The sequence below is a fragment of the Streptomyces sp. AC1-42W genome (assembly GCF_003248355.1).
Taxonomy (GTDB): domain Bacteria; phylum Actinomycetota; class Actinomycetes; order Streptomycetales; family Streptomycetaceae; genus Streptomyces.
The window spans coordinates 317,540-329,947 of sequence record NZ_QKWY01000001.1 but is presented as its reverse complement, the minus strand read 5'-3'; the positions used below and the strand labels follow the sequence as shown (position 1 = coordinate 329,947).

Below are 12,408 nucleotides of genomic sequence, written 5' to 3'. Positions count from 1 at the left end.
GTGCGACCGGCCCATCGCGCACCGGTCGCACGGGCCACACCGGTCGCGCTGACCGCACCGGTCGCACTGGCCACACCGGTCGCATGGGCCTCGCCACTCGCACCGGTCGTCGACGAGCACCTGGTCGTCGACGTGGACGCCTGCCGGGACGCCTCGCTGCTGGGGTGCGGGGACGTGCTCCAGGGCAGCCGGGTGTGCTCGGTGGCCGGGGGGCTGCGGCGGCTGGCCCGGCTCCTCGCGGCGTATCCGGGCTGCGGACTGGCCGCGGTGCCGCTGGCCGGGGGTGCCGGCGGCTGGGCCCTCGCCAGTGGGTTCGACCGGTCCGTGGTGCTCGTACCGGACGACCCGCACCACGGGCGGGCGGCAGCCGGAGCGCCGCAGGAGCCGTCCCTGCTGCCGTCCTGCGTGCATGCCTGGCTGGTGGCGGGGCGGACACTGCGGGAATGGCCGTACGCCCGCGCCGCGACGCCCGCCTGATCAGCGCGGCGGCGCGGCCGCACCGGGTCGGGGCGGGGCGGTTCGTTCACGCCCCGGCCCGGACCCGGACCCAACCCCCCGCCACCTCACCCGCCCCCAAGGCGGCGCGCGTCGGCCGGGCTCGTCGTCTCGAACAGGGCGCGGGCCCGCCCCAGCAGCTCCCGCGCGCCGGCCTCGTCGCCCTGCTCCCCGGCGGTCTCCCCCAGCAGCTCCAGGGCGCGGGCCTGCCAGAAGGCCGCGCCGGACCCGGTGAAGACCGCGAGCGCATCCCTCATCATCGCCAAGCCCTCCGCGTACGCCCCGGCGCGCGTGCGGGCGCGGCCGAGCAGGACCAGGGCCCGCGCCGCGTCATGGGGGTCGTCCACCGCCACCAGGGCGGTGTGCGCCCGGCCGAAGAGGTCGGCGGCCTCGCGGGGGTCGTCCGCCGCCAGCGCGATCTCGCCGAGGATGATGCGGGCGAGGGCCGCGCCGCGCGGGTAGCCGCAGCCCTCCCACACGGTGATCGCCCGGTTCAGGAGCTCCACGGCGTCGGCGGGCCGGCCGGCCGCGCGGTGGCAGGTGCCGAGGCCGAGGAGCGCCTGCCCCTCGTCCCTGACGTCCCCGGCCTCGCGCGCGGCGTGCAGGGATTCGCCGTACCAGGTGATGGCCTCCTCCGTCTGTCCGGCGGCGCTGAGGCCGATCGCGCCGGAGTTGAGCATCTGGCGCTCCGCCGTCCGGTCTCCGGCCTGCCGGGCGGATTCCAGGCCGATCCGGTGCGCGCCGATCCAGTCCGCGTAGTGGCGCAGGCGCAGGAAGAGCGGCCACATGGCGTCCACGAGCATCCAGCTCGTGTCGTACCAGCCCTTGTCCGCGGCCAGCCCGACCGCGCCGAGGAGCTGGGTGCGGTACGTGTCGAGCCAGTCGAGCGCGCCGGTGTCGTCGGCGAAGGGGAGCGGGAGGCCGGGCGGGTGGGCGTACGTTCTCGGGAGGGTGTACTGGACCGGGGTCAACCGCTGCTGTGCGGCCGTCGCGGTGTACAGGCACCAGTCGCAGAATCGTCTCAGCGCCTCCTCGCGGGATTCGCTCGTCTCGTCCTCCATGGCGCGGTCGTGGGCGTGAATCCGTAAGAGGTCGTGCAGGCGGCAGCTGTCGGGGCCGGCGTCCTCGACGAGATTCGCCTCGACCAGTTCGTCCAGGCCGCGTTCCGCCCAGTCCAGCGGCTCCCCGCAGGAGGCCGCCGCGATCGTCGCGTCGAAGGTACGCACGGGCAGCAGGCCCAGCGTGCGGTACAGGCGGGCACAGTCGGGACTCAGCACCGCGTACGACGCGTCCAGGGCCTTGCGCACCGAGGTCTCTCCTTCCACTCCGAGGGCGGACAGCCGGCCGCCCTCCGGGTTCCGTGCGAGCGCGTCGACGAACGCCTCGACCGACTGGCGCGGCCGGGTCGCGAGCCGCGCGGACGCCAGGCAGACGGCGAGCGGCAGCCCGCCGCACAGGTCCACCAGCTTGCGTACGGAGCCGAGTTCGCCCTCGACACGTTCGGCGCCGATGCCGCGGGTGAGGAGTTCGACGCCGTCGTCCGGGCCGAGCGCGTCGAGTTGGTGGAAGCCGGCGCCCTGCATCCGCAGGCCGGTCAGCCGGCGCCGGCTGGTGACGACCACGAGGCCGCCTGCCCCCGCGACCAGCAGGGGTCTGATCTGGGCGGCGGTGAACGCGTTGTCGAGCATGACCGCGATCCGGCGGTCGGCGGTGAGCGACCGCCACAGCGGGGCGAGTTCGGCCGCGTCGGTGGACGGGGCCCCGGCGCCCAGGGCGCGGAGGAACTGGGCCAGCACCTCCGCCGGGCCGACCGGATCGCCCTCCGAGTGACCGCGCAGATCCGCGTACAGCTGTCCGTCGGGGAACTCGGGGGCCAGCGAGCGCAGCCATTTGGACACCAGGGTCGTCTTCCCGATTCCGGCCCGCCCGCTGACGACGATCGGTCCGCAGCCCCTGCCGCGTAACTCGTCCAGGGCCCGGAGGTCACTGATCCGATTGGTGAAGTGAGCGGGTACGGGCAGGAGTTGGCGGGGTGGCGCGGGGCGGCCCTGAGCGGTGGGCGCCGAGTGGAAATGCACGCCCCCGTGCACTTCACGGGCCTGGATCGTGGGTCCGTTCAACGTCGTGTCGCCGCTGATCTCATTCCTGTGCGGATCTCGCGCGACCGCGTTCGCGTCATTCATCCGTCCCACCCCCGGAGATCAATTACGCCTGCCCGCCCGTATTCGCGTTCTACCCCGTCGCGACTTCGAATGACCATCGGGAGCGCGACGGATCGCGCCAAGTCCGAGAAGGCTGTATGGCGGTATTCGGCGGGCGGTGTCATGCTCGTGCACCATCCATCGGAGCGGCGGGGGCGCTGGTGGAATTCCAGGTTCTGGGACCGGTAGGACTGCGGCTGGACGGGCGCTGGCTGAAGCTCGGGTCGGACAAGGAACGGGTGCTGCTGGCGGCGTTCGCTCTCGACGTGGGGCGGCCGCTCGCCATCGACGAGTTGATGAACCGGCTGTGGGACGGTGATCCGCCCGCCCGCGCGCGGAACAACACGCACTCGTACGTCTCGCGCATCCGCCGGTACTTACGGGAGGCCGGGACCGGCCCGGACGCGCCGTTCATCGACACCGGGGCGCACACCTACACCCTGCGCACCCCGCGCGGCTCGGTGGACCGCCAGCGCTTCCAGACGTGCGTCGACGCGGCGTACGCCGGGACGGACGACGCCCGTACGGTGGAACTGCTGACGCGCGCCGAGGAGTTGTGGCAGGGCGACGCGCTGGCGGGGCTGCCCGGTCTGTGGGCGGCGACCGTGCGGCGGACGCTGATGGAGTCGCGGCTGAGCGCCAGCACCGCGCGCATCGCGGCCGCGCTGCGGCTCGGCCGGTTCGCCGAGCAGATCGGCGAGCTGACGGCCCTCGTCGACCGGCACCCCGACGACGAGAACCTGATCGGGCTGCTGATGGTGTCCCTGCATGGCAGCGGCCGTTACGGGGAAGCGCTCCGCGTCTACCAGCGCGCCAGACAGTCATTGATGTCGGAGTACGGGGCGCTGCCGGGCGCGGAGTTGAACCTCATCCATCAAGGGGTGCTGGAACGCAGACCGGCGCATGAGCTGCCGCACGGCGGCGATACGAGACGTACAGGAGGGTCGTCGGCCACGGTGCTTCCCGCGCCCGGGGCGGCCGAAACAGCCGAAACGGCCGGGGCGACTGACGTACCTGGTGCGGGTGAGGGGGCCGGTGCGACGGAGGCGTCCGGTGCGGCTGATGGGACCGGGGCGGCCGAATCCGGGGCGGCCGCAGAGCCCACGCCTTCCGAACCGGCCGAGGCGAACACCGCGACCGGGTCCGCCGCATCGGCACCCCTCGTACCGCCCCGCCGCAATCTGCCCCAGCAGCCGCCCCTCGTCGGCCGGCGGTCGGAGTTGCGGGCGCTGACGTCGATGATCGCCGACCGGGTGGCGCGGGGCGATTCCGTCGTCACCGTGGAGGCGGTCAGCGGCATGGCCGGGGTCGGCAAGACCGCCCTGGCCGTCGCCACGGCCCAGCTGCTCGCCGACGCCTACCCGGACGGGCAGCTGTACATCGATCTGCGCGGCCACTCCCCCGCCGAGGACCCGCTCACCGCGAGGGCGGCGCTGGCCACCCTGCTCCGGCTGCTCGGCGCGCCCGCCTTCTCCATCCCGGTGGAGCTGGAAGGACGTACCGCGCTGTGGCGGACCATGCTGGCCGGGCGCCGTGCGGTCATCGTCCTGGACGACGCCACCGGCCCGACACAGGTCCGCCCGCTCCTGCCGAGCGGTGAGTCCTGCCTGACGATCGTCACCAGCCGCCGGCATCTGACCGGGATACCGCAGGCGCTGTCCGTCGCGCTCGACGTGCTGCCGGAGGCGGACGCCATCGAGCTGTTCCGCCGCTTCGCCGGGGAGGCGCGGACCCGGGACACCGGACAGATCGCACGCATCGTGCGGATGTGCGGCCTGCTGCCGCTCGCGATCGAGCTGGTGGCGCACCGCTTCCGCGCCCGCACGTCCTGGACCCTGGGCGTCCTCGCCGAGCGGCTCGCCCGGAGCCCCGAACGGCTCGCGGAGATCCACAGCGCGGATCAGGAGCAGGAGATGGCCCGCGCGTTCGCCCTGTCGTACCGGGGGCTCACGGCGCAGCAGCGGACGGCGTTCCGCCGCCTCGGGCTGCACCCGGGGCCGGAGTTCACCACTCCTGCGGCGGCCGCGCTGCTGGATCTGCCGTACGACACGACGGAGCGGCTGCTCGAAGGGCTGGTGGCCTGCCATCTGCTGCGGGAGCCCGTGCCGGACCGCTACCGCTACCACGACCTGCTCCGGGAGTACGCCTGCTCGCTGAGCGAATCGGCGGACGGTGAGGAGGAGCGCCGCCGTGCGCTGGAGCGGCTGACCGACTTCTACGTCGCCACGGCCGACCTGGCCGACCGGGCGGCCTACCCGCGCCGCGTACGGCCGGCCGTACCGGCGCCCGCCCGGCCGGAGCCGCGCCCGCTCCTGCGGGACGCCGCCGGCGCGCGGTCCTGGCTCGCCTCGGAGCGCGGCAACCTGCTGGCCGTCGAGGAGTACGCCCGCCGCAACGGGGCCGCCGGGCAGGCCGCCCGACTCGCCTGCGTACTGGCCGGGTTCCTCCAGACGGAGTGCCACTGGCACGACGCCCGCAAGCTGCTCGGGCACGCCGTCGCCGTCTGGGACCGGCCGGACGGCGACGCGTCCGCGCTGTGCCACGCCCTGATCGACCTGTGCGCGGCGGACGCGAGCGTCGGGTACTACGAGGAGGCCGCAGAGGCCGGGGAACGGGCCCTGGACCTGGCCCGCACCTTGCGCGACAGGCCCGCCGAGGCGGCGGCGCTGCGTGTGCTCGGCTCGCTGAACTGGCACCTCGGCGAGAACCGGAAGGCGCTCGTCCTGCTCCAGAAATCCTTCGCCCTCGTGTCACGGACGGGCGATACGTGGGAGCAGGCCCGCAGCCGGAACAATATCGCCGTCACCATGCTGTTCCTGGGGGAGCGTGAACGCGCCCTCCACCATTTCCTCAAGGCCCTCGAAGGCTTCCGTAACGCCGACGACAGAACCGCTTCCGCGAAGACGCTGAACAACATCGGTGAATTACAGATGCAGTCGGGTGACGTGACGGCGGCCCGCCGCTCATTCGAGGAATCCCTCACCTTCCTGGAAGCCGGGGGCAATCGATATGACCGTACGACGGTACGGCGAAATCTTGCCGAGACCGTGATGGAATCCGGCGACTCGGAAACCGCGCTCCTCATGTTCGGCGAAGCGCTCACGGAATTCGCCGCGCTGGGCGACCGGAAGAGTCAGGCGGAGACCTTGGTCGGCATCGGCGAGGCGCACTGGCGGCTGGGCCGGGTCGACGAATCCGGTCGCCGGCTCCTGGAGGCGCTGAAGATCGCCCAGAACATCGGGGCAGCTCACCACGAGGTCCAGGCGCTGCGGCGGCTCGGCCGCGCGGACTTCGCCGCCGGCCGGCTGACCGACGCGGCGGACCGGCTCCGGATGGCGGTGGCCGTCGCCGCCCGGACGGACGACGTCGCGGAGGAGACCGCCGCTCGAACGCTGCTGGCGGCGGTACTGCGGGCGGCGGACGACAACCATCGGGAAGTCATCGAACATGCATTTGAAGAAACGTTTGATGAGCACCCCCGCAAGGGTGACGATGATTACTGAATATTCATCTGGTATATGCCATTGACATAAATATCCATTGTCCGCGACGGCTGTTACCTTTCCCCACTCGAACGGTTTTTCTGAGTGGGAAGGAAAGAACCAAAAGTGCGCACCCTCAAGGCGGTCACCGGAATTCTCGGAGTGGCCGCCCTCGCGGCATGGGCGATGAACCTGAACTACGGCTGCATCATGATCCTGATCAGCCCGCACAGCCTGTAGGAAGCCGCCAGGCCGACGCCGCCCGACCGAGCGGCCGCCCGCCCCCTCGCACCCGGCCCCCGCCCATGCGCGCATGGGCGGGTTCGCCGCGCCGGGGGGCATGTCGTCCCAGAGTTGCGGAGCGCCGTGGTTCCGGCGACGCAATTTGCGCCGGCCCGCCAGGACTTACCATCGGGCCCTGTCGATCAGGGGAGTGAGCCGCCGTGACCGTGCCGCGTATCGGGGTCGTCATCGTGACCATGGGGACGCGCCCCCAGGAGCTGGAGGCGCTGCTCGTGTCCGTCGCGAAGCAGGACGTCCCGGCCGCGCGCGTGGTCCTGGTGGGCAACGCCACCCCGCTCGACGACGTGCCGACCGATGTCCTGGACGCGGCCGGGGTCCCCGGCGCGACGGCCGTGACCAAGGTGCCGCTCGCGGAGAACCTGGGCTGCCCGGGTGGGCGCAACGTCGGGCTCCGGATGTTGTGCGACGGCGACGACGTGGACGTCGTCGTGGAGTTGGACGATGACGGGCTGCTCGTCGCGGCGGATGTGTTCCGCGAGATCGGGCGGCTGTTCGCGGCCGACCCGGCCCTGGGGATCATCGGCTTCCGGGTCGCCGACGAGCACGGGCACACGGAGCGGCGCTGGGTGCCGAGGCTGCGGGCGGGCGATCCGATGCGCGGCGGACCGGTGACGGCGTTCCTCGGGGGCGGCCACGCCTTCTCCGTACCGATGCTCCGGCAGATCGGACTGTGGCCCGCCGAGTTCTTCTTCGGCCACGAGGAGTCCGACCTCGCGTGGCGGGCGCTCGACGGGGGCTGGGAGATCCGCTACGTGCCGACGCTCGTCCTCCAGCACCCGAGGACTTCGCCCGCCCGGCACACCGTCTACTACCGGTTCACCGCCCGCAACCGGGTCTGGCTCGCCCGCCGGCGGCTGCCGGCCGCGCTGATCCCGGTCTACCTCGGCGTATGGATCGCCCTGGCCATGCTGCGGATGCGCTCGCTCTCCGGGTTGCGCGCCTGGTGGGGCGGGTTCGCCGAGGGGCTTCGCACCTCGCCCGGCCGGCGGGCGCCGATGCGGTGGGGGACCGTGTGGCGCATGACTCGGCTGGGGCGGCCGCCGATTCTGTAGGGCGGCCGGGGACGGGCGGTGCTCCGGGACGGTCGGCGCCGCCCCGGAGCACCCGTGGGGGGAATCCCGGGGTCAGAACGTGCCGCAGGAGACCGTGGGCCAGGTCCAGGTGCCGTTGGTCTGGATGGTGACGCCGAAGTTGTTGCCGCTGCCGTTGGGCCGGGCGGTCAGCACCTGGGCGCTCGGATAGCTCGCGCTGGTGTTCCAGGTGGCGATGACCTTCTCCGGGGACGGCACGTTCATCGTCACGGTCCAGTTGGAGGAGCCGGAGACCGAGACGTTGAGGTTGTAGCGGTCGCCCCACTTCTGCCCGGCCGAGAGGGTCGCGGTGCAGCCGTTGTTGCCGCCGCCCGTGTCGCCGCCGCCGTTGTCGCCGCCGCCGGAGGTGCTGCCCAGCGTGATGCTGGAGCTGCCGCTGCTCTGGTAGCCCTCGGTGGCCATGATCATGTAGTTGAAGCTGCCGAGGTTCATCCCGTGCGACGCCCAGGCGTCGAAGTGGTTGCCGGTGGTGATGGTGCCGCCGGTGCGCTTGGACTGGCGGACGCTCCAGTACTGCGTAGAGCGCCAGGTAGGCGTTGCCGGAGGGGTTGAAGGAGCCGGAGTACGTGACGCTGCGGCGGCCGCCCGTGCTCCAGCCCTTTCCGGCGACGAAGTTCCCGGTGTTGCGCCACGACGTGCTGTAGCTGCCGCCGGAGCCGAGGTTCATCGAGACGGTGCCGGAGCTGTCCGTCCAGAACGAGTAGTAGTAGCGGTTCATGGGATGTGCGGGGGCTGCGTGCATGGGGGGAGTCCTCTCGTCCTCATGACCAGGTCGTCGTCGGCCGGGCGCCTGCCGACGGCGCTCAGTGTTGGACCACCCCCAGGGGTGTCAATACTTTCGGCACGAGTTGCGAAACTGTCGATCCCGGACATGAAACGAGCGGCGGCGGGCCCTTCCGGTGACCCGCCCACCGCTCGTTTCGAAAGTTTCGAGCCCCCGTCGTGGCCCTACCGGCCCAGCCAGGGGCGGTGTCCCCGGCCCATGGGATGGGTTCCGGTCACCCCCATCACCACCGAGTAGAGGCTCGTCTCCGCCGTGATGAAGAGGCGGTTGCGCTTGGCGCCGCCCCAGGAAATGTTCGACACCGCCTCCGGCACGTTGAGCCGGCCGATCAGCGTGCCGTCCGGGTGGTAGCAGTGCACGCCGTCGTTCATGGCGGCGGCCCAGAGCCGTCCGCCGTCGTCGAAGCGCAGGTTGTCGAACCCGGCCCCCGGGCGGGCGCCCGCCTCGGCGAAGGCCCGCCCCTCGGAGAGGGTGCCGTCGTCCCGTACGTCGAAGACGCGGATCAGGCCGGCCTTGGTGTCCGAGACGAACAACTGCCGTTCGTCCGCCGAGAACACCAGCCCGTTGGGCGCGCCGAGGCCGTCCGCGACGAGCCGCACCTCCCCGGTGTCCGGGTCGATCCGGTAGACGTTGTTGGCACCGATCTCGCTCTGCGCGCGGTGCCCCTCGTAGTCGCTGGTGATCCCGAAGTCCGGGTCGGAGAACCAGATCGAGCCGTCCGACTTCACGGCGGCGTCGTTCGGGCTGTTCAGCCGCTTGCCCTGCCAGTGGTCGGCCAGCACCGTGACCGTGCCGTCGAGTTCGGTGCGCGTCACCCGGCGGTTGCCCTGCTCGCAGGTGATGAGCCGGCCCATCCGGTCCAGGGTGTTGCCGTTCGGGTGCCCCGCCGAGCGGCGGAAGACGCCGACCGCCCCGGTCTCCTCGTCCCAGCGGAGCATCCGGTCGTTGGGGATGTCGCTCCAGATCACCTGCCGCCAGGCCGGCACGTACAGCGGGCCCTCGGCCCACCGGCAGCCCGTGTACAGCACCTCCAGGTCCGCGTCGCCGTTCATGCACCGGCCCGTCCGGAAGCGGTCGTCGAGCGGTTCGTACAGTCGGGGCTTCTCGCTGGTCATGCCGTTCCATCCGTTCACCCGTACGCGGTCGGGGTCAACCGCCGCATGATCGTCACTCCTGGCCGGAAAGATGCCACAGCCCCCTTGCGAACACGCCGTGTTGGGCAGACGGGCCCCGGTCGGCGGGACGGCGGTGGGGTCACGGGCTTCTAGGGTGTGCCGGGTGCTGGTGGGTGAAGAGGTACGGGCGGACGCGGACGGTTCGGCGCGCGGGGCGGTACGGGCGCCGTGGTGGCGGGTCCACCGTGTGCCGCTGGTCTCCGTCGCGGCCGTCGTGCCGCTGTACGCGGTGTGGGCCGCGTTCCTGGCCACCGGGGGCGGCGACCTCGCCGCGCAGTACGCGTGGGCCGGGTTCACCGCGCGCCATCCGGGCTCGGCGTACAACCTGTCGTGGTACGGCGGGACGCACACCGCCAACTACAGCGTCTTCTCCACGTACGCCATGGCCCTGTTCGGGGTGCGGACCGTGTCCGTCGTGTCCGGGCTCGCCGCCACCTGGCTGCTGGCCCGCCTGTTCGTGCGTACGGGCATGCGCCACGCGCTCGCGCCCGCGCTGCTCGGCGCGTTCGCCCTGTGGTGCGACGTCGCTTCGGGGCGTACGACGTTCGCCCTGGGTGTCGCCCTGGCGCTCGTCGCCTGCCGGTACGCCGGCCGGGCCCCGGTCGCCGCGGCGGCGGGGGCGCTCGCGACGATGGCGAGCCCGGTCGCCGGACTGTTCCTGGTCGTCGTCGGCGCGGCGTATCTGCTGGACCGCCGGTGGCGGACGGGTGCCGTGCTCGTCGTCCCGTTCTTCGCCGTCGTCGGGGCCACCACGCTGCTGTTCCCGTTCACCGGCGAACAGCCCATGCACGCCAACCGGTTGTGGGTGCCGCTCCTGGTCTGCGCGGTGCTCGTCGCGGCGGCGCCCCGCACACGGGAGTGGCGGGTGACGCGGTACGGGACCGCCGTGTACGCGGCCGGGGTGCTGCTCACGTTCCTCGTGGCGTCGCCCATCGGCACGAACGTGGAGCGGCTGCTCGGCCTGGTCGCGGTGCCGGTGCTGTGCGCGGCGGCCCTCGACACGCGCCGGGCCGGGGCCCGGGTCCGTACGGGGATGCTGGCCGCCGTCCTCGTGCTGACCGGGCTCTGGCTCGTCGACAAGACCGTGGACGACCTGCGCGTGTCCACCGCCGTGCCGGCCTGGGCCGCCCGGACCGAGGGCGTCACGGCCGCGCTGGACCGGCTGGGCGCCGGCCGGGTCCGCGTGGAGGCCGTGCCCGCGCGCAACCACCGCGAGGCGGCCGTGCTCGCCCCGCACGTCAACCTGGCGCGCGGCTGGAACCGGCAGCTCGACGTCGAGCGCGGGCGGCTGTTCTACGAGGGCGAACTGACCCCGGCTCGCTACCGTGCCTGGCTCGACCGCTGGGCGGTGGGCCTCGTCGCCGTCCCGCACGCCCGGCCGGACGGCCCGGCGGAGGCCGAAGCGGCCCTGGTGGCGGGCGGGCTGCCGTGGCTGGACCGGGTCTGGCAGGACGACGGCTGGACGGTCTACCGGGTCCGGAACGCCACCCCGCTCACCACCCCGCCCGCCGCGGTCACCGCCGCCGACGACGCGACCCTGACCCTGCGCATGCCCCGCCCCGGCACGACCGTCATCCGCATCGCGCACTCCCCCTGGCTCCGCGTCCACGGCCCCGCCGGAGCCTGCCTGAGCCGGTCCGGCGAGTGGACGCGCCTGACGGTCCGGAAGCCGGGCACGTACCGCCTGGACTCCGCCTACGGACTGGGCCGTTTCGGCGGCGGATGCTGAACCCGGCTGCTCCGGTGCCTGCGGCCGGCGTGGGCGGTGCCCCAGAACACCAGGCCGTCCGCCAGGCTCTCGCGCAGGTGCGCGTCGGTCGCCGACCGGTCGGCGCCGAGGGCGAGCGGCGCGGCCACCAGGCAGACGCGGCACGGCGCGCCTGTGCCGAGGAGGACCAGCCAGTCCCGTGATGGCGGGGCAGCGCCATCACGTACCGGTCGTGCCCGTAGTCGAGGGCCGCCCGCCCCCGATGGACGGTGATCCGGGCGCCGATCACCGGCGGCGTTGCGCCGCCGGGTCCGAGCCCCAGGGATGCCGCGAGGCGTCTCATCCCGTCCTGAACGGTCCCGTCCGTCTCGTTGGCGCGGCAGGCACCTGGGTGGGTGAGGAGCAGTTGCGCGAGCTCACCCGTGTCCCCGCGCCGGTGAATCCCGGTCGCCGCCGCGACTGATGCGACGAACCCGGGACCGGGCGGCACATCGAGCCCGGCCGTCGAAGCCGGCGGGTGCGGCGTGATCACGGCGCCTTCACCTCCGCCCATACGGACTTGCCGAACGGGATGTCGTAAACCCCCCAGGCACCGGGGCACAGAGCGTCGAGAAGGACCAGGCCACGCCCTCGCTCCCGTTCACAGGAGACGGGCCGGAGACGTGGATGTCTGCGCACGGGGTCGTGGACCTCGATGCGCGTACGCGCGTCATCCGCGTCGGGCACGACCCGTACGGAGTCGCCGGGTTCGGTGCCGTAGCGGATCGAGTTGGTGACGAGTTCGCAGGCGATCAGGACGACGGTCTCGACGTAATCCCCGGATACACCCGGAACGTGGTACGAGACGAACTCACGCGCGAAATCCCTTGCAGCCTTGGCCGATTGAGGCTCGCCAGCGAGTAACAGAACGCGCGGCGGACCAACGGGAGGTGCACAGAGAGCGGACGTAGAGGCCCGCCATTGCTCGATCATGCGTATCCCCTCACGGGTGAGCGTCAGAGCATGCGTAAGTGCTGTCGCACACTCCAAGAAGCTGCGATCTGTCGTCACACCAGAGTGCTCTTCACGGCACTCTCCGTGCAAGCACAATCACGAGAATATAGAAATTTACACTCAGGGATAGAAGGTTGGACACCAGTGCGAAGTACGCAGGTGACAGGCGATGAGCC

The 12,408-nt window shown here is 72.3% G+C and carries 7 protein-coding genes and 1 pseudogene; 4 read left to right on the top strand and 4 right to left on the bottom strand.

Annotated elements, in window-relative coordinates; translation table 11 throughout:
• Entirely contained in the window at positions 1-477 is a 477-nt protein-coding gene (locus tag DNK56_RS01505; RefSeq protein ID WP_241989716.1) for a hypothetical protein, read from the top strand.
• A gap of 86 nt (positions 478-563) precedes the next feature.
• On the opposite strand, the gene DNK56_RS01500 is transcribed toward DNK56_RS01505, so the two are convergent.
• On the bottom strand, positions 564-2,678 hold the full coding sequence (locus DNK56_RS01500; protein WP_111329908.1) for a tetratricopeptide repeat protein: 2,115 nt from the start codon (positions 2,676-2,678) through the stop codon (positions 564-566).
• A 179-nt stretch (positions 2,679-2,857) separates the two neighbouring features.
• Between DNK56_RS01500 and DNK56_RS01490 the strand changes: the two genes are divergently transcribed.
• Positions 2,858-6,199, top strand: coding sequence for an AfsR/SARP family transcriptional regulator (locus DNK56_RS01490; protein WP_241989715.1), 3,342 nt, complete (start codon positions 2,858-2,860; stop codon positions 6,197-6,199).
• Between the two features lie 422 nt (positions 6,200-6,621).
• A complete protein-coding gene (locus tag DNK56_RS01485) occupies positions 6,622-7,533 on the top strand; it encodes a glycosyltransferase family 2 protein (RefSeq protein WP_111329907.1) in 912 nt (303 codons plus the stop codon).
• A gap of 72 nt (positions 7,534-7,605) precedes the next feature.
• Here the strand turns inward: DNK56_RS01485 and DNK56_RS01480 are convergent.
• Positions 7,606-8,287, bottom strand: a pseudogene (locus tag DNK56_RS01480) (glycoside hydrolase family 11 protein); the annotation flags it as partial.
• Between the two features lie 233 nt (positions 8,288-8,520).
• The gene (locus DNK56_RS01475) at positions 8,521-9,471 is read right to left on the bottom strand and encodes an SMP-30/gluconolactonase/LRE family protein (protein ID WP_111329906.1); all 951 of its coding nucleotides are present in this window, start codon (positions 9,469-9,471) and stop codon (positions 8,521-8,523) included.
• Between the two features lie 247 nt (positions 9,472-9,718).
• Between DNK56_RS01475 and DNK56_RS01470 the strand changes: the two genes are divergently transcribed.
• Entirely contained in the window at positions 9,719-11,260 is a 1,542-nt protein-coding gene (locus DNK56_RS01470; RefSeq protein WP_111335332.1) for a hypothetical protein, read from the top strand.
• 507 nt (positions 11,261-11,767) lie between these two features.
• Here DNK56_RS01470 and DNK56_RS01465 read toward each other — a convergent pair.
• On the bottom strand, positions 11,768-12,211 hold the full coding sequence (locus DNK56_RS01465; protein ID WP_111329905.1) for an ATP-binding protein: 444 nt from the start codon (positions 12,209-12,211) through the stop codon (positions 11,768-11,770).
• Between the last annotated feature and the right edge of the window lie 197 nt (positions 12,212-12,408).